Below are 20,107 nucleotides of genomic sequence, written 5' to 3'. Positions count from 1 at the left end.
CCACTCTATCCACCTCCGGGCAGGTGGTGCGTCACGGGAGGTCTGCAGGGAGGATGAGGAGGTGATCCTCACCGCAGACAGCCTCATCACGCCGGGTCAGGCCTCTGCCACAGCATGGGTACGCGTCGATGGCGACCGCATCACCGACGTGGGCGAAGGGACCCCTCCCTCCCCTGCCGACCGCCACCTGTCAGGGACGCTCGTCCCCGGATTCGTCGACGTGCACTGTCACGGTGGTGGCGGCGCGTCATTCACCGAGGGGGACCCTGCCCAGGCACAGCAGGTCGCAGCGGCCCACCTTCGGCACGGTACGACGAGCCTCGTTGCCAGCCTGGTGACCGACGGGATCGACGAGCTGGATCGTTCGGTGCGAGCCCTCGGGGAGCTCGTCACGGACGGGCTCCTCTCCGGCATCCACCTCGAGGGTCCGTGGTTGTCCGGTGACTACTGCGGCGCCCACGATCCGACGCTGTTGCGGCCGCCTTCGGCCGAGGACGTCGATCGGCTGCTGACCGCAGGTGACGGCACGGTGCGGATGGTCACGCTCGCGCCCGAGCTCGACGGGGCCATCGCCGCGGCGCGGCGATTCGTCGATGCCGGTGTCGTCGTCGGGCTGGGACACAGCAACGCGACGTGGGAGCAGGCGCGCGAGGCGATCGACGCCGGAGCCACCGTCGCCACGCACCTCTTCAACCAGATCCGCCCCCTGCACCACCGGCACCCCGGACCGATCGCCGCTCTCCTGGAGGACGAACGGGTGTGGGTGGAGCTGATCTCCGACGGCGTGCACGTGCACCCGGCCATGCTGCGGCTGGCGCGGACCGCCGCATCCGGTCGGATCATGCTCGTCACGGATGCGATGGGCGGCGCCGCCGCCGAGGACGGCGACTACCGCCTCGGGCCGATCCACGTGCAAGTCCTCGACGGCGTCGCTCGTACTCCCACGGGAGCGATCGCCGGATCCACACTGACCATGGCGGGAGCAGTGCGGCACAGCGTGGCCAGCGGGTTCGACCTTGCCGATGCCGTGGATGCCGCCACCCGCGCTCCGGCTGCCGCGCTGGGCCTGACCGACGTCGGGGAGGTCCGCCGCGGGGGCCGTGCTGACCTGGTCGTGCTGGATGACGACCTCGAGGTCGCGGACGTGATGCGCTCCGGCGCCTGGGTGGCGCCCACCGGTTGACACGCTCGCTGGTGACCCCGGCGGCTGCGAGCCCTGTCCGCAGCTGCTGCTTCTCGCGGATTTCGTAGAGACCGGCGAGGCGGACATCGAGTCCGCGTGGTCCGTACCTCGTCGCAAACGTTCGGACATTGCCGATTCCACCCATCGCGACGACCTCGATGCCCTCGCTCGGCAGGTCCCGGCCGAGGCGCCGGGCGAGGGCGTTCAGGGCCGCACGGTCACTGTTGCCCTCAACGAGGACGACGGTCTGCGGTGCGCTCACCGCACCATTGGGCGCCGTGACTTGTCGGTGTCAATCAGTCGACAATGCCCGCCTCGCAGAGGAAGCAAGCTGGTGGCCCTTCTCGATAGGATCCGCCCATGGCCCGTCGTCGCGCACGAATCTGCAGGATCGCGGCCCACCCGTGTACCTGACCCACGTCCGCGGCACGCCCCGGACGCCGGAATCTGCGGCGAGTCGGATCAGTGCCTACGTCTACGGCAACATTCTTGTGCTGGCCGCCTTGGTGCCCGTCACTCTTTCACGCACCTACTGGGGAATAGCGATCGTCGCGGGTGTTGCGCTCTCGACCTATATCGCGCACATCTTCGCGCACGCTCTCGTGCAGAACGTACACGCGGGCAGGGAACTGACCCGATCCGAGCGCCTGACCCTGCTGCCGGATGCCATGCCGATCGTCACCTCCGCTGCGCTGCCCTGCGCCATCCTTGCCACCGCGGGTCTCCATTGGACGGATCCTCGCAATGTGCAGCTGCTCGCTGAGGTCGTGATCCTGATCCGCATCGCGCTGATCGTCTTTGTTGTGGAGCGATTTCAGGGCAACAAGCCCTCCGGCGGCACACTGGTGTTCTCCGTCGTCATCGCCTTGTTGGCTGCGGTCATCGTCGTGATCAAGGTGTTCCTCACCCACTGACTGCAGCGACGGGCCACACCCGTCCTCGGATCTGCTCCCCGGGTAGGAGTCGAACCTACGTCGCTAATCCTGATTCAAAGTCAGGCGGGCCCTGCCGACAGACCAACCGGGGAACGCCGCCCATCGGCGGCACGGGACAGGGTAGTCCACGCGTGTGCTGCGCCCATCACGGACAATGGATGCATGACTGATCACGAGGACGTCGAGCGCCCACGGCGAGCGCGCATGACCGGTGCGGCCCGTCGCGAGCAGCTCGTGGCCGTGGGTCGTCGAGCCTTCGCGGCGAAGGGGGTGGACGGCATCTCCGTCGAGGAGGTGGCGGCTGCAGCAGAGGTGTCCAAGCCGGTCGTGTACGAGCACTTCGGCGGCAAGGAGGGCCTCTACGCCGTCGTCGTCGACCGTGAGCTGCGGGCCCTGACCGAGGCAGTCACCGCGACCCTGACCGAGGGCGGCACCGACCGCGAGACGCTGGAGCGGGCCGCGCTCGCCCTCCTGGACTACATCGAGGCCTCCCCCGACGGCTTCCGCATCCTCGTGCGAGATGTCTCCGGCACCGCACCGACCGGCACGTACGCGTCACTGCTGTCGGACGTCGCCGGCCAGGTCTCGCACATCCTGACGGAGGCCTTCGTGCGCCGCTCGATCGAGCCGACCCATGCACCCATGTACGCGCAGATGCTCGTCGGGATGATGTCGCTGACCGGTCAGTGGTGGCTCGAGACGCGCACGCCGGCCAAGGAGGAGGTCGCCGCACACGTGGTCAACCTCGCGTGGAACGGACTCGCCGGCCTCGAGGAACCGCCCCGGCTCCGCAGCCGACCCGACAACGAGTCGAGGTGATCCTGCGGGTCGGAGCGCGCCGGAATACATCAACCCAGGCCGCTCACGACTTGCGGCCCACCGCGAAGACCCGACGGAAGGGCAGCAGCACCCCCGCTGGGGTGCGCGGGTAGGCCTTGTGGACCTTCTCGGCGTAGGTGGCGATGAACTCGTCCCGCTCCTCGCCCTCGTCGAGGACGTCGAGCATCGGCTTCAGGCCCGTACCCGTCACCCAGTCGAGGACCGGGTTGTCGCTCTTGCCGTCCGGATCGAGGACGTGCGTGTAGGTCGTCTCCCACGCGTCGACGGCCAGACCGTGCGCGCTGATGATCTGCAGGTAGGTCGTCGGGTCACCGGCGCCGTACCGGGTACTCGCCGCCTCGAGCTCGCCGCTGCGCGCGTGCGCGACAGCCGTCTCGCGCATGAGCGCGTGCGTCGGGGCGTCGAAGTTGCCCGGCACCTGCATCGCGAACCAGCCACCGGGCGCGAGTACGTCGAGCCACCCCTCGATCAGCGGCAGGTGACGCGGGACCCATTGCAGTGCAGCGTTGGTCACGATGACGTCAGGCGCGGCCCCGGTACTGGTGATGTCCCACTCGGCCAGGTCGGCCTCGATCCACTCGACGCGGCCCTCGGTGTCGAGCTCACGGGCGGACGCGAGCATCTCGGCGCTGTTGTCGACACCCACGACCCGGGCGTCGGGCCAGCGCTGCGCGAGGGAGAGCGTCGTCGGCCCGTGTCCGCAGCCGAGGTCGATGACGAGCCGGGGGTCCTCGGCGCCCACCTGGGCCATCAGGTCCGCAAATGGACGGGTCCGCTCGCTCGAGAACTGCCCGTACCGACTGGGGTCCCACGTCACTGCCATGCCGCCTCCTCGTTGCTGGTGCCCGCGAGCCTAGCCGTCGACACCTCGTCCCCGGCGGCTGAGCGCCCATGTACTTTGATATCAAGATTCACGATGGCGGGTACAGTTTGGGGATGACCAGCCGCCACGACCCCGCCGACGACGTCGACGCCATCGTCCAGGCCTGGCGTCGCGAGCGTCCCGATCTCGACACCGAACCGCTGCACGTCTTCTCACGCGTCTCCCGGCTGGCGCGCCTGCTCGACCTCGACCGGATGAGCGCCTTCGCGCAGCACTCGCTCGAGGGCTGGGAGTTCGACGTCCTCTCCGCGCTGCGTCGCGCCGGCGACCCGTACCAGCTCTCTCCCGGTCGCCTCGTGCAGGAGACACTCGTGACCTCCGGGACGATGACCAACCGCATCGACCGCCTCGCGACGAAGGGCTGGGTCGCTCGCCTGCCCTCCCCGACCGACCGACGCGGGGTCATCGTGCAGCTGACCGATGACGGCCAGGCGCGCGTCGATGCTGCGATGGCCGACCTGCTCATGCGCGAGCGCGAGCTGCTCGCCTCGATGCCGCAGGACGAGCGTCTCGCCCTCACCGGCGCCCTGCGGCGACTGCTCGCCCCCTTCGAGGACTGACTCAGCCGACGAGCTCGGCAGCCTCCAGCCACTCCAGCTCGAGCATCTCCTTCTCCTGGGACAGATCCCCGAGCGTGACGTTGAGGTCGGCCAGCCTCTCGTGGTCGTGCACCGCGTCGGCCATCGCGTGGTGCAGCTTCTCCTCGCGCTCGCTCAGCTTGGTCAACTGCTTCTCCACGCGCGCCATCGTCTTGCGTGCCTCGCGCTGTGCGGCGGGGTCGATCTCCGGCTCCGCCGGCGCGGACGAAGGGGTTGCTGCTTCCCCCTTCGTCGTGGTCGCCACAGGCATCTGCGAGCGCAGCCGGAGGTACTGCTCCACTCCCCCGGGCAGGTCTCGGATGCGCCCGTCTCCCAGGAGGGCCACCTGGCGGTCGGAGAGTCGCTCCAGAAGGTAGCGGTCGTGGCTGACGACGAGCAGGGTGCCGGCCCAGCCGTCGAGGACGTCCTCGAGCTGGGTCAGGGTCTCGATGTCGAGGTCGTTCGTCGGCTCGTCCAGGAGCAGGACGTTGGGCTCGTCCATGAGCAGACGCAGGATCTGCAGCCGGCGTCGCTCACCACCGGAGAGCTCACGGACCCGGGTCTGCTGGCGGCCGCCGGAAAAGCCGAGCCGCTTGGCCAGGTGGGAGGCGCTGACCTCCTTGTTGCCGAGCATCGTCACCTTGCGCACGTCCTCGACGGCCTCGATGACGGTGCGGTCGAGGAAGCGCTCGAGCTCGCCGACCTCCTGGGTGAGGTGGCCGATGCGCACGGTCAGGCCCTGCTTGCGCTTGCCCGAGGTCAGCGGGACCTCCCCGGAGAGGACGCGCAGGAGCGTGGACTTGCCCGCACCGTTGACGCCGACGATCCCGATGCGCTCGCCCGGGCCGAGGTGCCACGTGATCCGGGAGAGCAGCTCGCGTTCCCCGAACTCCAGAGAGGCGTCGAGCAGGTCGATGACGTCCTTGCCCAGGCGCGTCGTGGCGAATCGGACGAGCTCGACCCCGTCGCGTGGCGGCGGCTCGTCCTCGATGAGGGCGTTGGCGGCGTCGATCCGGAACTTCGGCTTGCTCGTCCGCGCGGGAGGACCACGCCGCAGCCAGGCCAGCTCCTTGCGCAGGAGGTTGTTGCGTCGCTCTGCGGTGACGCGGGCGATCCGCTCGCGCTCGGCCTTGGCGAGCACGTAGGCCGCGTAGCCGCCGTCGTACTGCTCGACCCGGCCCTCGACGACCTCCCAGGTGCGCTCGGCGACGGCGTCGAGGAACCAGCGGTCGTGGGTGATGGTCGCCAACGACCGATCCGGGCGCGCCCAGCGGCTCACGAGGTGCTCGGCCAGCCACGCCACGCCCTCGACGTCGAGGTGGTTGGTCGGCTCGTCGAGCAGGAGGACCTCCGGGTCGTCGACGAGGATCTTGGCCAGGGCGAGACGGCGGCGCTCGCCACCGGACATCGGGCCGACGCGGGCGTCGAGCCCACCCAGGGCCGGTGCCCCGAGGCCACCGAGGAGACCGGTGATGACGTCACGGATGCGGGCGTCGCCGGCCCACTCGTGCTCGGCACGCTCCCCCAGCACGACCTGCGCGACCGTGGCCCGCGGGTCGAGCGTGTCGGCCTGGGTGAGCATCCCGACGCGGACGTGCCCACCGAAGGTCACCCGCCCGTCGTCGACCTCGCGCTCCCCGGCGAGGACCGACAGCAGGGTGGACTTGCCGCCACCGTTGCGGCCGACGATGCCGACCCGGTCGCCCTCACCGAGGCCGAGCGAGACGTCGTCAAGGATGTGTGCGGTGCCGAGCGTCAGGCGGGCGCGCTCGACGGAGATCAGGTTGGCCATCAGACTCGTGTCGTCGGGATGATGTGGGCCCCGGCCACCGGGCCGGTCGCGCGCAGGATGTCGCCGGCCACGCCGGAGGCGGTCAACGAGACGGCGAGGTCGATCGCGCCCTCGGTCGACTCGGCGAGGACGGCGACGGTCGGGCCTGACCCGGAGACGATCGCGGCGAGCGCGCCGAAGCCCATCGCGGCCTCGATGACCTCACCGATGTCAGGGCGAAGGGCGATCGCATCAGGTTGCAGGTCGTTGTCCAGCACCGGCGCCAACGCCATCGGGTCACCGGCGCGCAGGGCGCTCATCAGCGTGGCGCTCGGGGTCGGGTCCTCGATGGCCATGCCGGCCATCCGCTCGTCGAAGGCGCGGTATACGGCGGGAGTGGACAACCCCGTGTCGAGCGACGGGACGAAGACCCAGTGGTAGGTCCCCTTCGCCAGCACGGCCGTGATCACCTCGCCGCGGCCCGAGCCGACGGCAGTGCCACCGTGGAGCAGGAAGGGGACGTCGCTGCCGATCTCGGCAGCCACCTCGTCGAGGTCGTCCTTGGACAGCCCGGTCTCCCACAGCGCGTCGCAGGCGAGCAGCGCCGCGGCGGCGTCGGCCGACCCACCGGCCATCCCGCCGGCGACGGGGATCTCCTTGCGGATCGACAGGTGCACGGGATCCTGGCCGCCGGTGCGCTCCGCGAGTGTCCGGGCAGCCTTGAGGGCGAGGTTGCTCTCGTCGGTCGGCACGCGGTCGGCATCGCGCCCGGAGACCGAGCAGCCCCACTCGTTGTGGTACGCCGCGGTGACCTCGTCGTGGATCCCCACGGCCTGGTAGACCGTCGCCAGCGAGTGGTAGCCGTCCTCACCGCGCGGGCCGACGAAGAGCTCGAGGTTGATCTTCGCCGGAACGCGCACGGTCACGGCCATGGGCGACTCGAGCGGAGAGGTCATGCCGTCACCCTAGCCATGAGCTCGGTGGCGATCCGGGCGAACCCGGCGACGTCGACCTGCTCACCGCGGGTGCGCGGGTCGAACCCGGCGGCCAGGAGGGCCTCCTGCGCGACCTCGCCGGAGCCGGCGATGCCGCGCAGTGCAGCCCGCAGCGTCTTGCGTCGCTGGGCGAAGGCGGCGTCGATCACGGCGAAGACCTCCTCGCGGGTGGCGCTGCACTCCGGGGGCGCGTGCCGCACCAGCTCCACGAGGCCGGAGTCGACGTTGGGCACCGGCCAGAAGACGCTGCGCGGGACCTTGCCGGCCAGCCGCACCTGCGCCCACCACTCGGCCTTGACACTCGGCACCCCGTAGACCTTGCTCCCGGGGGCGGCAGCGAGTCGCTCCGCCACCTCGAGCTGGACCATGACCAGCACGCGCTCGATCGAGGGGAAGAGCTCGAGGAAGCGCAGCACGACCGGCACGGAGACGTTGTAGGGCAGGTTGGCCACGAGCGCAGTCGGTGGCGGCCCCGGCAGGTCGCTCACCCGCATCGCGTCCGCGTGGACGACCTCGAGGCGGTCGGCGGCATCCGGCGCGAACTGCGCGACCGTGCCCGGGAGGGCCTCGGCCAGCACCGGGTCGACCTCGAGCGCCGTGACCCGTCCGGCGGTCTCGAGCAGCGCCAGCGTCAGCGACCCCAGCCCGGGACCGATCTCGACGACGTGGTCCTGCTGCGTCACCCGGCCGGCGCGCACGATGCGGCGCACGGTGTTGGCGTCGACGACGAAGTTCTGTCCCCACTTCTTCGTCGGGCGCACCCCGAGCCGGTCGGCCAGCTCACGCACGGCACCCGCCCCGAGCAGGCCACGAGCGCCCCCTTCGCCGGGGGTGGTGAGGTCGGTCATGGGATGGACTCTATGCGTGCCGAAGGCGCCCGGCGTACACATGACACCGGACCCCCGGACCACATCGAGTGGTTCCGGGGGTCCGGTGCTGGCGAAGGGGGCGGCTGACCTCTTACGCGCAGCCCCAGGGCGACGTACCGCGGCTGGCATAGACACGGTTGGCGACGGTGATCTGCTCCGCACGCGAGGCCAGGTCGGCACGCGGGGCGAAGTCGCCACCGCCGGCGCCGAGCCAGGTGCCGCTGTCGAACTGCAAGCCGCCGTAGTAGCCGTTGCCGGTGTTGATCGACCAGTTGCCCGTCGACTCGCACTGGGCGATCCGGTCCCACATCCCGGCGCGGGCCAGATTCAGTCCGGCGCCGGACGAGCTGGAGTTGCTGCTGGAGGAGCTCGACGGCGAACTGCTGGAGGAGCTCGACGGGGAGCTGCTGGAGGATGAGGAGGAGGTGCTGGAGGATGAGGAGGAGGTGCTGGAGGAGCTGCTGCTCGAGGAGGTCGGCTCCGGCTTCGGCGCGGGCTTGGCCTTGGTACCGACGACGACGATCTTCGAGACCGGCTTCGCGGTGACCTTGCTGCCGGTCTCCTTGGTCTTGACCTCATCGCCGTTCTTGTAGGTGACCTTGAGGGTGACGGACTCGCTGCCGTTCTTGCCCTCGCGCTCGACCTTCTCGGTTCCCTCGGTCAGCGAGGAGTCCTTCTTGGTCTCGGTCGTGAAGGGAATCGACTGCTTCTTCGTCGTGGTCTTGCGCTCGATGCGGTCGAGCGTGATCTTCATGTCGTCGCGCAGGCGTGCGTCCGCGCCGGGCTTGATCTTGTCGTTCGAGTCGAACTTGATCTTCGCCTCCTTCAGCGCGTCCTCGACGGTTCCCGCGGTGACGGTCTCGGTCGACTTCTTGCCGGCGACGACGAAGGTGATGTCCTTGGGGGTGTTGACCTTGAGCTCGAGCCCCTGGCGGCCGATCGTCTGGCTGCGCGAGGCGGACAGCTTCGCGTCCTCGCCGCCCCGGATTCCCAGTTCCTTCAGCGCCTGGCCGACGGTCGTGGCCGTGGTCCAGTAGGTGCGCTCCTGGCCGTCCACCGTCAGGGTCAGCTTGCGGCCGTACCGCACGACGATCGTCTGGTCGTTCTCGATGGGGGTGTCCACCGAGGGCGTGACGACATCGTGCTTCTTGATGTCGATGCCCTGCTTGTCCAGGACGTCACCGACGCTGCCGCCGAAGGCGTGCACGGTCGAGGTGTCTCCGTCGACGGACAGGGCCACGGACTTGTCCATGACGACGACGCCGGAAACGCCGATCGCCAGGGCTCCGACGACGCCGGCCTGGGTGAGGCGGCGGATGGCGAGTGAACTCACTGTGCTCCGATTGATAGCTCTTTCCGGGCTCCGGTGTGCTCGCGCAGGATCCCCCCGGGAAATGGCGGGTCCGGTGTCGGCGAGCGCTTCAGGGGAACCGTTCCCGGCCAACGGCGCACCACAATGCCTGAAAAGAAACGCTCAGGTCAATTTTTGGTAACGGAACCCTCGGGAGCTCACGATCGCTGGACGACCTGCGCCCCCGAGAACCCCCGGAAATCAAGGTGCGCCAGGGCGTCCTGTGCCGTTCACCACGGTCCGTACACTCGCGCGGCGTTGTCCGAGACCGCTTCGCACATGGTCGCCACGTCCACTCCCCGGGTCTGCGCCATGCCACGGACGGTGTGCGGCAACAGATACGGCGCATTCGCGTTGCCCCGCTCGGGGGTCGGGGTGAGGTAGGGCGCGTCGGTCTCGGCAAGCACCTGGTCCATCGGGGTGATCGCGAGCGCCTCGCGCAGGTCACGAGCACTCTTGAAGGTCACGGTGCCGGCGAAGGAGAGCAGGTAGCCCCGCTCGATGCACTCACGCGCCATCGCGACGTCACCGCTGAAGCAGTGCAGGACGGTCACCTCGGGGGCACCCTCCTGCGCCAGGATGCGCAGCACGTCGTCGTGGCTGTCCCGGTCGTGGATCTGCAGTGGCCTGCCGGTGCGCTTGGCCAGGTCGATGTGCCAGCGGAAGGACTCCTCCTGCACCGCGTGGCCCTCCGGCCCGGTGCGGAAGTGGTCGAGACCGCTCTCGCCGATCGCGCGGATGCGTGGGTGCACGGACAACCGCTCGATCTCGTCCCAGGCGGCCTGCAGCCGCCCGGCGTCGGCGAGCGCGGGGACCTCGTTGGGGTGCAACGCGATCGCGCCGAGCATGCCCGGGTGTCGATCGACCTGCTCGACGGTGAAGCGGGCGCTGACGAGGTCACAACCGACCTGGACGACCCGGTCGACGCCGACGCTCGCGGCGTCGGCCAGCGCCGCCGCCACGTCCTGGGTCGTGGGCTCGTCCGGACCATCGGGGGCGATCGCGTCCGGCACGTCCCGGCGCCGGACGTCCAAGTGGGTGTGGTTGTCGACCACGGCGATGGGAAGGGGGTCCGGCATGGCCGGCACGACGCCTCGCCCACCCATCAGGCGTCCTGCGACATGGCCGCGCGCTCGGTCTCGACGACGACGTCGGGGTCGAGCTTGGTGAAGACCGGCTTCGGCTTGGCGATGGTCGTCCCGACGGTCACGGGGGTGCTCTCCCAGGCGGGGAAACCGGCGTAGTCACCGGTGATGATCTCGTACCCGGGGCCACCGTCGAGGTCCTCCACGGCGTCGACCCTCGGCATCGGCACGAGCTCACCGGCACCACCGAGCACGGTGTCGACCCGGTTGGCCGCGTGCGGGAGGAAGGGGGCCAGCAGCAGGTTGCAGTCGCTGACGCACTGGAGCAGCGTGTGCAGCACCGTCGCGAGTCGCTCACGCTGGTCATCGCCCTTCAGACGGAAGGGCTCGGTGTCGGTGACGTACTTGTTGACGTCACCGACGACGCGCATCGTCTCGGCCAGGGCCGCCTTCTGGCGGTGCCGACCGAGCAGGCCACCCACCTCGTCGAAGGCATCGCGCACTCGCGCGAGGACGGCCTCGTCGACCTCCTCGAGCTGCCCCGGCTGCGGGATCTCGCCGAAGTTCTTGGCGACCATCGACGCCGTGCGGTTGACGAGGTTGCCCCAGCCTCCGACGAGCTCGGAGTTGTTGCGCTGGACGAAGTCCGGCCAGGTGAAGTCGGCGTCGTGGCTCTCCGGTCCGGCTGCGCAGATGTAGTAGCGCAGCGCATCCGGTCCGTAGTCCCGGAGCACGTGCCGCACGTGGATCACGTGCCCACGGCTGGAGGAGAAGGCCCTGCTCTCCATCGTGAGGAACTCGCTCGAGACCACCTCGGTGGGCAGGTTCAGCTCCCCGTACTCACCGGGGGTTCCCCCCTTCTCCCCCTTGCCGGCGTAGGCGAGCAGCTCCGCCGGCCAGATCTGGGAGTGGAAGGTGATGTTGTCCTTGCCCATGAAGTAGTAGGACAGGGCCTGCGGATCGTTCCACCACTGGCGCCACAGGTCGGGGTCGCCCTGGCGACGGGCCCACTCGATGGATGCCGAGAGGTAGCCGATGACCGCGTCGAACCATACGTAGAAGCGCTTCGTCGGGTACTTCTCCCCGAGCTCGCCGGGCAGCGGGATGCCCCAGTCGATGTCGCGGGTCATCGCCCGCGCACGGATGTCGTCGAGGATGTTCATGCTGAATCGGATGACGTTGGGCCGCCACGTCCCGGTCGCCTCGCGACCCTCGAGGTACTCGCGCAGGGCACCGGCCAGGGAGGGCAGATCGAGGAAGAAGTGCTCGGTCTCGCCGAACTGCGGAGTGGAGCCGTCGATCTTGCTGTGCGGCTCCTTCAGGTCGCTCGGCTCGAGCTGGTTGCCGCAGTTGTCGCACTGGTCGCCACGGGCCTCGTCGTACCCGCAGATCGGGCAGGTGCCCTCGATGTAGCGGTCGGGCAGCGTGCGGCCGGTGCGCGGGTCGATCGCGACCTGCTGCGTCTGCTCGATGAAGTAGCCGTTGGCCCGGCACTGCTCGAACATGTGCTGCGCCACCCGGTAGTGGTTGCGTGCCGTCGTGCGCGTGTAGAGGTCGTAGGAGCAGCCCAGGTCCGCGAGCTCGTGGGAGATCGTCGAGTGGTGCATGTCGACGAGCTCGCGCGCGGTGGTTCCCTGCTTGTCGGCGAGGACGAGGATGGGGGTGCCGTGCTCGTCCGACCCGCTGACCATGAGGACGTCGTGGCCCGCCATGCGCATGTACCGGCTGAAGACGTCCGAGGGCACCCCGAATCCGGCGACGTGACCGAGGTGGCGGGGGCCGTTCGCGTACGGCCAGGCGACGCAGGAGAGAACCTTCATGGTTGCTCATCCTAGGTTCCCGGCACTCGCGGCCTCTCCCCAGCCGCCCCTGGGGCCGACGGTGGCTGGCGAAGGGGGTCGACCACCCCGGTGGGAGCCGATCAGTCCTGCGGGATGAAGGCGGTGATGATGCGGTGACCGATACCGCGCACGAACTCCTCGCGCTCGGCCTCCGGACGCTGGAGAGCCGCGCCCAGCACACCCTCCATCGCGGCGATGATCGCCTGCGCGGAGGTCTGGACATCAGCGACCTCGGCGCGGGTGAGGATCTGGCCGACGATCCCCTCGATGCGCTCGCGAGCCGGCTCCATCGCCGCAGCGATCTCGGGCTCACGGGCCACCTCGTGGGCGAGCTCGGCCTTGGCGATCAACGCGTCGGGCTCACGCAACCAGCCGGCGAAGAGGTCCAGGGCGCTCTCGATGAGCGCCTCGTCGGACTCGCCCGCCTGCTGCCGGCCGGCCAGGACCTCGACGTTGTCGATGAGTCCGGCCGCGATGAACTCCGTCAGGGCGGTCACGAGAGCCATGCGGGTGCGCAGGTAGCCGGAGGTGCTCCCCTGGGGCAGTCCCGCCTCGGCGTCCACGGCGCGATGCGTCAGCCCGCGCATGCCTCTCGCGGCCACGACCCGCGTCGCGGCCTCGAGGATCAGCTGCATCCTCGGCGACAGGACCGAGGTCTCCTTCTCGCTCATTGCGGTCACGGTACCCGCCCACACCCGCTGCGCCGGCCCGGGCGTGGGCGGTCCGACACGACTTGACGCCGGCTTTCTACACGCGTAGATTCATTTGCGTCTTCAACAGATGTAGAAAGGTTGATCATGAGCATCGCCTCCGTCACCACGTTCCTCACCGCCTCGCTGATCCTGGCCGGGATCGCACTGGCCTTCCTCGTCCTGTCCGTCGCGGTCGTCGCCGTGCCGTACTTCGTCACCAACCACCGCACCCGGGTGGCACGTCGAGAGCCCCTCCTCGGGTACTACCGGCGTCAGATCGTCCTGGGCTGACCGGGCCGCAGGCCGACCCCCTTCGCGCCCACGGTCGTGCGACGCAGTCCGGGACCGGGTCCTTAGAGTGGGGACATGCCAGCAGCCACTGCGCCCGTCGGGCCACGGGGACACCTCGCCCCCCGCACTGCGCTGACCGAGTCCGTGCTCGTCCTCGGGGTCTCCCTCGGCGCGTCGGCCATCTGGTCGCTGCTGTCACTCGTTCGCAAGTTCACTGCCCAGGAGTCCCTCTCCAGCCAGGTGACCGCGATGAACCAGTCGGTCACACCCGAGCGGCCATGGCTCGACCTGACCCACCAACTGATCGGTATCGGTCTGGCCCTGGTCCCGGTCGTCCTGGCCCTGCACCTGCTGGCCCGCCAGCACCCCCACCCGTACCGACTCATCGGGCTGGACCGCCGGGCTCCCCTGCGCGACCTCGGCCAGGGCCTGGGCCTCGCCGCCCTGATCGGTATCCCCGGGTTGGGCCTCTACCTCGCCGCCCGCGCCCTGGACCTGAACACCACGGTCGCTGCGGCCGATCTGACCACGGTGTGGTGGACCATCCCCGTCCTCGTCCTCGCTGCCGGCCAGAACGCGGTTCTGGAGGAAGTGATCATGCTCGGCTACCTCTTCACCCGGTGGCGCGAGGCGGGCTGGTCCCCCGTGGCCATCGTCGTCGTCAGCGCCCTCGTCCGCGGCAGCTACCACCTCTACCAAGGACTGGGCGGCTTCGTCGGGAACATCGCGATGGGCCTGCTGCTCGGCGCCGTCTATCTCAGGGTCCGACGTGTGGCCCCCATGATCATCGCCCACTGGGTCATCGACATCGTCGCCTTCGTCGGCTACGCGCTGCTGGTCAGCCGGGTCGGCTGGCTCGGCTGAGCCCTGCGGCCCGGGACTCGGGCCCGGGCACGCTCTCTGCCCCCGAGGTCCGGGTCGGCCTGGCTGCGCCGGGCCCAGAAGGCGAAGGGCCCGCACCGACGAATCGGTGCGGGCCCTTCGTCTGTGACGCTCAGCGGCTGCTGCGGGCCGCGTTGCGCATGTCGGCGTTGAGCTGACCGATGACGTCCAGCGGGATCTCCTTCGGGCAGGCGAAGCTGCACTCACCGATGTTGGTGCAACCTCCGAAGCCTTCGGCGTCGTGCTGGTCGACCATCGAGGTCACGCGCGCAGACCGCTCCGCCTGACCCTGCGGGAGCTCACCGAGGTGGGTGATCTTCGCACCGAGGAAGAGGGCGGCCGAGCCGTTCGGGCATGCAGCCACGCACGCACCGCAACCGATGCACTCGGCTGCCATGAACGCGCGGTCGGCGTTCTGCTTCGGAACCGGAGTCGCGTGGGCGTCCGGGGCGGCACCGGTGTTGACCGAGATGTAGCCGCCGGACTCGATGATCCGGTCGAAGGAACCGCGGTCGACCACCAGGTCCTTGATGATCGGGAAGGCACTGGCGCGCCAGGGCTCGACGGTGATGACCTCGCCATCGGTGAACGTGCGCATGTGCAGCTGGCACGTGGTCGTGTGATCGGGGCCGTGCGCCTCACCGGAGATCATCAGTCCGCACATGCCGCAGATGCCTTCACGGCAGTCGCTGTCGAAGGCGATGGGCTCCTCGCTCTCCGCCACCAGCCGCTCGTTGAGGACGTCGAGCATCTCCAGGAAGGACATGTCCGGGGAGACATCGGTCATCTCGTAGGTCACGAGGCCACCCTTCGCAGCGGGTCCCTCCTGACGCCAAACCTTCAGGGTCAGATTCATTCCACTCACTTGTAGCTCCGCTGCTTGAGTTCGATGGCCTCGAACGTGAGGTCCTCCTTGTGCAGGACAGGTTTGCCGGGAAGGCCAGCCTCGTCGGGCTGGAACTCCCAGGCGGCGACGTAGGCGAAGTCCTCGTCGTCGCGCAGCGCCTCGCCGTCCTCGGTCTGGGACTCGGACCGGAAGTGGCACCCACAGGACTCGCTGCGGTGGAGCGCGTCGATGCACATGAGCTCGCCGAGCTCGAGGAAGTCCGCGACGCGGCCCGCCTTCTCCAGGCTCTGGTTCAGGGTGTCGGCCGAGCCGGGCACCTTGACGTTGCGCCAGAACTCCTCACGCAGGCTGCGAATGAGGTCGATGGCCTTCAACAGGCCCTCCTCGTTGCGCTCCATCCCGCAGTACTCCCACATGATGTGCCCGAGCTCCTTGTGGAAGGAGTCCACGGTCCGCTCACCGTTGATGGACAACAACTTCTCGGTGCGGTCGGCGACGGCCGCCTTGACCTCGGCCACCGCCGGGGAGTTCTCGTCCACCTGCGGGTACGGGCCCTTGGACAGGTAGTCGCGGATGGTGTTGGGCAGGACGAAGTAGCCGTCCGCCAGACCCTGCATCAGGGCCGAGGCACCGAGGCGGTTGGCGCCGTGGTCGGAGAAGTTCGCCTCGCCGGCCACGAAGAGCCCGGGGATGGAGCTCTGCAGGTCGTAGTCGACCCACAGGCCACCCATGACGTAGTGGACGGCGGGGTAGATGCGCATCGGGCCCTTGTACGGGTCCTCGCCGGTGATGCGCATGTACATGTCGAAGAGGTTGCCGTACTTGTTCCGGATGGCGTCCTCACCCAGACGTTCGATCGCCGATGCGAAGTCGAGGTAGACGCCACGGCGGAAGTCACCGACCTTGGGTCCGACGCCACGCCCCTCGTCACAGACGACCTTGGCCTGACGCGAGGCGATGTCGCGGGGCACGAGGTTGCCGAACGCGGGGTACTTGCGCTCCAGGTAGTAGTCGCGGTCCTCCTCGGCGATGTCCTGCGGATCCTTGTCGCAGTCCTCGGCGCGCTTGGGCACCCAGATGCGACCGTCGTTGCGCAGCGACTCCGACATCAGGGTCAGCTTCGACTGGTAGTCGCCGGCAACCGGGATGCACGTCGGGTGGATCTGCGTGTAGCAGGGGTTGGCCATGTAGGCACCCTTGCGGTGCGCGCGCCAGCTGGCCGTGACGTTGGAGCCCATCGCGTTGGTCGAGAGGTAGAAGACGTTGCCGTAGCCGCCGCTGGCCAGCACGACCGCGTCGGCGATGTGCGTCTCCAGCTCACCGGTGACCAGGTCACGCGCGACGATGCCGCGGGCGCGGCCGTCCTCGATGATCAGCTCAAGCATCTCGTGGCGGGTGTACTCGTCGACGGTGCCGGCTGCGATCTGCCGCTCGAGGGCCTGGTAGGCACCGATGAGCAGCTGCTGACCGGTCTGGCCACGGGCGTAGAACGTCCTGGAGACCTGGACGCCACCGAAGGACCGGTTGTCCAGCAGGCCCCCGTACTCACGGGCGAAGGGAACACCCTGGGCGACGCACTGGTCGATGATGTTCGCGCTGACCTCGGCCAGCCGGTACGTGTTGGTCTCGCGCGAGCGGTAGTCGCCGCCCTTCTCCGTGTCGTAGAAGAGGCGGTAGGTCGAGTCCCCGTCCTCCTTGTAGTTCTTCGCGGCGTTGATCCCGCCCTGGGCGGCGATGGAGTGGGCGCGGCGCGGGGAGTCCTGGTAGCAGAAGGACTTCACGTGGTACCCGGCCTCGCCGAGCGTGGCTGCGGCGGCACCTCCGGCCAGGCCGGTGCCGACGACGATCACCGACAACTTTCCCCGGTTGGTCGGCTGGACGAGGCCGGCGTCGAACTGGCGCTGCGTCCACATCTTGTCGATCGGCACCTTGGGCGCCTGGGTGTCGGCGATCGGTTCACCCTCGGTGAAGAACTCGCTGAGCGTGTCGGTCATGTGTGTCAGTGCTCCAGAATCAGGCGATGAGGTTGAAGAGGATCGCGAACGGCGGGATGAGGAAGCCGACGACGATGACGATCCCCACGATCGCGCCGAGCGTCTTGGCCCGCTTGCGCGTGGTCGCGGTCGTCGTCAGACCCATGGTCTGGGCGGCGCTCCAGACGCCGTGGTACAGGTGCATGCCCAGGGCGATCATGGCCAGTGCGTAGATCAGGACCATCCACCACAGCTCGAAGCTCGCCTGGACCATGACGAAGGGGGATGCCTCGATCTTCGCAGCGTCCACCGAGCTGTTGATGGCCGGCTTGACGAGCGTGAAGTGGATCAGGTGCCAGATGACGAAGACCAGGATGGCCAGCCCACCCCAGCGCATCGTGCGGGAGGCGAGGGTGGAGCCGAGGTTCTTCTTCACCGCGTACTTCTGCGGGCGCGCCGAACTGGCCCTGGACCACAACTTCATCCCGGCGTAGACGTGCGCGATGATCGACACGATCAGCACGACCCGCACGATCCACAGCATCCCGCCGTAGGGGAGCATCGGCTCACCGAAGGTGCGCAGGTGGTGGGCGTAGGTGTCGAACGCCTCCTGACCACCCAGTGCCATGAGGTTGCCGTACATGTGCAGGAGCACGTACAGAAGGAAGATGACGCCGGAGCCCGCCATGAGGAATTTCAGCCCGATGGAGGACGACGCCACACCCTTCTTCTTCGCAGGGAGAGTCGTAGTAGCCACGGGCTCAAGGTACCCCCTCGTGACCGGGAACACCTTGGTGCCCCCGCCGTTCGGAATGTGACTTTTACCCGGTTACCGTGACGTAATAGACAACAGACATGTCGCAGAAATCCCGCTCCGACCGGAAGCAGGTCATGAACAACACGCCCGAGACGATCGCCGTCGCCACGACACCCCGAGGTGAAGTCTCCCTGCGCGAGCGCAGCGACGATGACGGCAGCGTGGTCCACGAGCTGGTCGTGGCCGGGGTCTTCGCGATGGACTCGGCGGACACCTCGACCGAGACGGCACTGGCGCAACGCTCCCTGGAGAGGGTGGCAGCACCCACGCGGGTCCTCATCGGGGGCCTGGGTCTGGGCTTCACCGCCTGGCAGACACTCAAGGACCGGCGGGTGCGCGACCTGCACGTCGTCGAGCTCGAGGAGGACCTCGTCCAGTGGGCGCGTCTGGGCCTGACCCCGACGCTCGGTGTGCTCGCCCGCCACCCACGGGTGACCCTGCACGTGCAGGACGCGGTCTCCGCCGTCACCGGCGACGACGAGCCGGCCGGGCCGTGGGACCTCGTCCTGCTGGACGTGGACAACGGGCCGAGCTTCCTGGTGCACGAGGACAACGAGCGCCTCTACTGCGCCGCCACGCTGTCCCGGCTCCTGTCACAGGTGACGAAGGGGGGCGCCCTGACGATCTGGGCCGCCCAGCGCGAGCCGGCCCTGCTCGCCACGCTGGCGGGTCTGGCCCCCACCGAGGAGGTCGTCCTGCCCGTGGAGCGCCAGGGGCGTCCCTTCGAGTACGCGCTCTACATCGCCCGCCCCTGACAACCCGGGACGGAGGACGTGAGCGGGTCGGCCCGCCTCAAGCCGAAGTCCGGCACGGCACCATGCGGCGCACGAGAAGGAAGGGACTTCGGCAAGGGCCGAGTCGCCACGTCGTCCAGCCGCGAAACGATCAGGCGGAGGCCGCCTTCGCGGCTGCGGGCAACGCGTCCAGAATCGTCTCGAGCGCCTCTTCATCGTGCGCCCCGGAGACGAACCACGCCTCGAAGGCACTCGGCGGCAGGTGCACCCCACCCTCGAGCATCGCCTGGAAGAAGCGGCCGTAGGCGGCCGTGTCCTGCTGCTGGGCGTCGTCGAAGGAACGCACCTGCCCCTCGCGGAAGAAGACCGAGAACATCGAGCCGGCCCACTGCACGCGGTGCGCGACCCCCTCGGCGGACAGAGCGGCCGAGGCGGCGTCGGCGATACGTGTGGCCGTCGCCTCCAGCCGCGGGTAGAGCTGCGGGGTGCAGGCGCGCAGCGTCGCGAGCCCGGCAGCCGTCGCGACGGGGTTACCGGACAGGGTCCCGGCCTGGTAGACCGGCCCCTCCGGAGCGAGCCGGGCCATGAGATCGGCGCGCCCACCGAAGGCCGCAGCCGGGAAGCCACCGCCCATGACCTTGCCGAAGGTGAACAGGTCGGGCGCTCCCCCTTCGTAGCCGCCGGGGTGCGCCCCGTCGGGACCGGTCTCGTGGCCGTACCACCCCGAACGGCTGGACCGGAATCCGGTCATGACCTCGTCGCTGATGAGCAGCGCGCCGTGGGCGGCGGTCACCCGGCGCAGCCCCTCGGTGAATCCGGGCCCGGGCGGGACGATGCCCATGTTGCCGGGCGAGGCCTCGGTGATGACCGCGGCGATCTCCTGGCCACGCGCGGCGAAGAGCTCCTCGACGGCGGCGAGGTCGTTGTACGGCAACACGACCGTCTCCCCCGCGGCCGAGGCGGGAACTCCGGCGGAGTCAGGGAGCGCGAAGGTCGCAACGCCCGAGCCGGCCTGTGCGAGAAGGGCGTCCACGTGGCCGTGGTAACAGCCGGCGAACTTCACGATGACCGAGCGGCCGGTCACCCCCCGCGCCAGACGAAGGGCGGACATCGTCGCCTCGGTCCCGGAGGAGACCAGACGAACCTGCTCGAGCGGCTCGACTCGGTCGACGACCTCGGCGGCAAGGGCCACCTCGCCCTCGCTCGGCGTGCCGAAGGAGAAACCACGACGCGCAGCGTCGGTCACCGCGGCGAGCACGTCCGGGTGGGCGTGGCCGAGGATCATCGGCCCCCACGAGCAGATCAGGTCGACGTAACGGTTGCCGTCGACGTCGGTCAGCCAAGGGCCTTCGGCCCGCTCGATGAACCGGGGAACCCCACCGACCCCGCCGAAGGCGCGCACCGGGGAGTTCACTCCCCCGGGCGTCACGGCGCGGGCGCGGTCGAACAGGGCCTCAGATCGGGTCGTCGATTGCGTCATGCCCCCAGTCTCCCAAACAAGAACAGGTGGCTGGTCCGGGGGAACTCGGGGCGCAGGTCG

General features: G+C 69.2%; 19 protein-coding genes, 1 tRNA gene and 1 pseudogene. 7 read left to right on the top strand and 14 right to left on the bottom strand.

What is annotated here, in order from left to right:
• Positions 1-61 precede the first annotated feature (61 nt).
• Positions 62-1,183 carry an N-acetylglucosamine-6-phosphate deacetylase gene (gene nagA, locus BJY20_RS11535; RefSeq protein ID WP_343062866.1) on the top strand — a complete coding sequence of 374 codons (1,122 nt, stop codon included), beginning with the start codon at positions 62-64 and terminating at the stop codon, positions 1,181-1,183.
• A 124-nt stretch (positions 1,184-1,307) separates the two neighbouring features.
• Here nagA and BJY20_RS16485 read toward each other — a convergent pair.
• A pseudogene (locus tag BJY20_RS16485) lies at positions 1,308-1,445 on the bottom strand (TOPRIM nucleotidyl transferase/hydrolase domain-containing protein); the annotation flags it as partial.
• A gap of 142 nt (positions 1,446-1,587) precedes the next feature.
• Between BJY20_RS16485 and BJY20_RS11530 the strand changes: the two are divergent.
• The gene (locus BJY20_RS11530) at positions 1,588-2,097 is read left to right on the top strand and encodes a hypothetical protein (RefSeq protein WP_185991662.1); all 510 of its coding nucleotides are present in this window, start codon (positions 1,588-1,590) and stop codon (positions 2,095-2,097) included.
• 34 nt (positions 2,098-2,131) lie between these two features.
• Here the strand turns inward: BJY20_RS11530 and BJY20_RS11525 are convergent.
• A tRNA-Gln gene (locus tag BJY20_RS11525) sits at positions 2,132-2,210 on the bottom strand.
• A 70-nt stretch (positions 2,211-2,280) separates the two neighbouring features.
• Here BJY20_RS11525 and BJY20_RS11520 point away from each other — a divergent pair.
• Positions 2,281-2,937, top strand: coding sequence for a TetR/AcrR family transcriptional regulator (locus BJY20_RS11520; protein WP_185991661.1), 657 nt, complete (start codon positions 2,281-2,283; stop codon positions 2,935-2,937).
• Positions 2,938-2,980: 43 nt separating this feature from the next.
• Here the strand turns inward: BJY20_RS11520 and BJY20_RS11515 are convergent, their stop codons facing one another.
• On the bottom strand, positions 2,981-3,781 hold the full coding sequence (locus BJY20_RS11515; protein WP_185991660.1) for a methyltransferase domain-containing protein: 801 nt from the start codon (positions 3,779-3,781) through the stop codon (positions 2,981-2,983).
• A 113-nt stretch (positions 3,782-3,894) separates the two neighbouring features.
• On the opposite strand from BJY20_RS11515, the gene BJY20_RS11510 reads away from it, so the two are divergent.
• A complete protein-coding gene (locus BJY20_RS11510) occupies positions 3,895-4,401 on the top strand; it encodes a MarR family winged helix-turn-helix transcriptional regulator (protein WP_185991659.1) in 507 nt (168 codons plus the stop codon).
• A gap of 1 nt (position 4,402) precedes the next feature.
• Here the strand turns inward: BJY20_RS11510 and BJY20_RS11505 are convergent, their stop codons facing one another.
• The 7 genes from BJY20_RS11505 to BJY20_RS11475 form a co-directional block, all read right to left on the bottom strand.
• Complete coding sequence (locus tag BJY20_RS11505; protein ID WP_185991658.1) at positions 4,403-6,211, bottom strand: ABC-F family ATP-binding cassette domain-containing protein; 1,809 nt, start codon at positions 6,209-6,211, stop codon at positions 4,403-4,405.
• Positions 6,211-7,146, bottom strand: a complete 936-nt coding sequence (locus BJY20_RS11500; protein ID WP_185991657.1) for a 4-(cytidine 5'-diphospho)-2-C-methyl-D-erythritol kinase — start codon at positions 7,144-7,146, stop codon at positions 6,211-6,213. Before BJY20_RS11500 ends, BJY20_RS11505 begins: the two co-directional genes overlap by 1 nt.
• Entirely contained in the window at positions 7,143-8,033 is an 891-nt protein-coding gene (rsmA, locus tag BJY20_RS11495) for a 16S rRNA (adenine(1518)-N(6)/adenine(1519)-N(6))-dimethyltransferase RsmA (RefSeq protein ID WP_185991656.1), read from the bottom strand. The genes BJY20_RS11500 and rsmA overlap by 4 nt, the downstream gene beginning before the upstream one ends.
• A gap of 112 nt (positions 8,034-8,145) precedes the next feature.
• Positions 8,146-9,387: a resuscitation-promoting factor gene (locus tag BJY20_RS16320; RefSeq protein WP_343062865.1), complete on the bottom strand. Its 1,242-nt coding sequence runs from the start codon at positions 9,385-9,387 to the stop codon at positions 8,146-8,148.
• Between the two features lie 248 nt (positions 9,388-9,635).
• Positions 9,636-10,511: a TatD family hydrolase gene (locus BJY20_RS11485; RefSeq protein ID WP_185991655.1), complete on the bottom strand. Its 876-nt coding sequence runs from the start codon at positions 10,509-10,511 to the stop codon at positions 9,636-9,638.
• Positions 10,511-12,310 (bottom strand): methionine--tRNA ligase, encoded by a 1,800-nt coding sequence (metG, locus tag BJY20_RS11480; RefSeq protein WP_185991654.1) that lies wholly within the window; start codon positions 12,308-12,310, stop codon positions 10,511-10,513. Before metG ends, BJY20_RS11485 begins: the two co-directional genes overlap by 1 nt.
• 101 nt (positions 12,311-12,411) lie before the next feature.
• Positions 12,412-13,002 (bottom strand): TetR/AcrR family transcriptional regulator, encoded by a 591-nt coding sequence (locus BJY20_RS11475; protein ID WP_221935313.1) that lies wholly within the window; start codon positions 13,000-13,002, stop codon positions 12,412-12,414.
• Between the two features lie 126 nt (positions 13,003-13,128).
• Between BJY20_RS11475 and BJY20_RS11470 the strand changes: the two genes are divergently transcribed.
• Positions 13,129-13,314, top strand: coding sequence for a hypothetical protein (locus tag BJY20_RS11470; protein WP_185991653.1), 186 nt, complete (start codon positions 13,129-13,131; stop codon positions 13,312-13,314).
• A 75-nt stretch (positions 13,315-13,389) separates the two neighbouring features.
• Positions 13,390-14,178, top strand: coding sequence for a CPBP family intramembrane glutamic endopeptidase (locus BJY20_RS11465; protein ID WP_185991652.1), 789 nt, complete (start codon positions 13,390-13,392; stop codon positions 14,176-14,178).
• A 130-nt stretch (positions 14,179-14,308) separates the two neighbouring features.
• Here BJY20_RS11465 and BJY20_RS11460 read toward each other — a convergent pair whose 3' ends face one another.
• From BJY20_RS11460 to BJY20_RS11450, 3 genes are read right to left on the bottom strand one after another with little or no spacing between them, the layout of a single operon-like run.
• The gene (locus BJY20_RS11460; protein ID WP_185991651.1) at positions 14,309-15,052 is read right to left on the bottom strand and encodes a succinate dehydrogenase/fumarate reductase iron-sulfur subunit; all 744 of its coding nucleotides are present in this window, start codon (positions 15,050-15,052) and stop codon (positions 14,309-14,311) included.
• 5 nt (positions 15,053-15,057) lie between these two features.
• The gene (locus tag BJY20_RS11455; RefSeq protein WP_185991650.1) at positions 15,058-17,037 is read right to left on the bottom strand and encodes a fumarate reductase/succinate dehydrogenase flavoprotein subunit; all 1,980 of its coding nucleotides are present in this window, start codon (positions 17,035-17,037) and stop codon (positions 15,058-15,060) included.
• Between the two features lie 19 nt (positions 17,038-17,056).
• Complete coding sequence (locus BJY20_RS11450; protein ID WP_185991649.1) at positions 17,057-17,773, bottom strand: succinate dehydrogenase/fumarate reductase transmembrane subunit; 717 nt, start codon at positions 17,771-17,773, stop codon at positions 17,057-17,059.
• 98 nt (positions 17,774-17,871) lie between these two features.
• Between BJY20_RS11450 and BJY20_RS11445 the strand changes: the two genes are divergently transcribed.
• Complete coding sequence (locus BJY20_RS11445; RefSeq protein WP_185991648.1) at positions 17,872-18,588, top strand: spermidine synthase family protein; 717 nt, start codon at positions 17,872-17,874, stop codon at positions 18,586-18,588.
• 130 nt (positions 18,589-18,718) lie between these two features.
• On the opposite strand, the gene hemL is transcribed toward BJY20_RS11445, so the two are convergent.
• On the bottom strand, positions 18,719-20,047 hold the full coding sequence (hemL, locus tag BJY20_RS11440; protein WP_185991647.1) for a glutamate-1-semialdehyde 2,1-aminomutase: 1,329 nt from the start codon (positions 20,045-20,047) through the stop codon (positions 18,719-18,721).
• Positions 20,048-20,107 lie beyond the last annotated feature (60 nt).

The organism is Janibacter cremeus (assembly GCF_013409205.1).
Classification (GTDB): domain Bacteria; phylum Actinomycetota; class Actinomycetes; order Actinomycetales; family Dermatophilaceae; genus Janibacter; species Janibacter cremeus.
The sequence above is the reverse complement of the archived record's forward strand: the minus strand, read 5'-3'. Positions and strand labels throughout refer to the sequence as shown.

Coding starts and splice junctions, on each gene's coding strand:
- hemL (WP_185991647.1), bottom strand. CDS start 20,047: ATGACGCAATCGACGACCCGATCTGAGGCCCTGTTCGACCGCGCCCGC.
- BJY20_RS11465 (WP_185991652.1), top strand. CDS start 13,390: ATGCCAGCAGCCACTGCGCCCGTCGGGCCACGGGGACACCTCGCCCCC.
- BJY20_RS11500 (WP_185991657.1), bottom strand. CDS start 7,146: ATGACCTCTCCGCTCGAGTCGCCCATGGCCGTGACCGTGCGCGTTCCG.
- BJY20_RS11510 (WP_185991659.1), top strand. CDS start 3,895: ATGACCAGCCGCCACGACCCCGCCGACGACGTCGACGCCATCGTCCAG.
- BJY20_RS11515 (WP_185991660.1), bottom strand. CDS start 3,781: ATGGCAGTGACGTGGGACCCCAGTCGGTACGGGCAGTTCTCGAGCGAG.
- BJY20_RS11485 (WP_185991655.1), bottom strand. CDS start 10,511: ATGGGTGGGCGAGGCGTCGTGCCGGCCATGCCGGACCCCCTTCCCATC.
- BJY20_RS11505 (WP_185991658.1), bottom strand. CDS start 6,211: ATGGCCAACCTGATCTCCGTCGAGCGCGCCCGCCTGACGCTCGGCACC.
- metG (WP_185991654.1), bottom strand. CDS start 12,310: ATGAAGGTTCTCTCCTGCGTCGCCTGGCCGTACGCGAACGGCCCCCGC.
- BJY20_RS11520 (WP_185991661.1), top strand. CDS start 2,281: ATGACTGATCACGAGGACGTCGAGCGCCCACGGCGAGCGCGCATGACC.
- BJY20_RS11475 (WP_221935313.1), bottom strand. CDS start 13,002: ATGAGCGAGAAGGAGACCTCGGTCCTGTCGCCGAGGATGCAGCTGATC.
- rsmA (WP_185991656.1), bottom strand. CDS start 8,033: ATGACCGACCTCACCACCCCCGGCGAAGGGGGCGCTCGTGGCCTGCTC.
- BJY20_RS11470 (WP_185991653.1), top strand. CDS start 13,129: ATGAGCATCGCCTCCGTCACCACGTTCCTCACCGCCTCGCTGATCCTG.
- BJY20_RS11455 (WP_185991650.1), bottom strand. CDS start 17,037: ATGACCGACACGCTCAGCGAGTTCTTCACCGAGGGTGAACCGATCGCC.
- BJY20_RS11460 (WP_185991651.1), bottom strand. CDS start 15,052: ATGAATCTGACCCTGAAGGTTTGGCGTCAGGAGGGACCCGCTGCGAAG.
- BJY20_RS11445 (WP_185991648.1), top strand. CDS start 17,872: ATGTCGCAGAAATCCCGCTCCGACCGGAAGCAGGTCATGAACAACACG.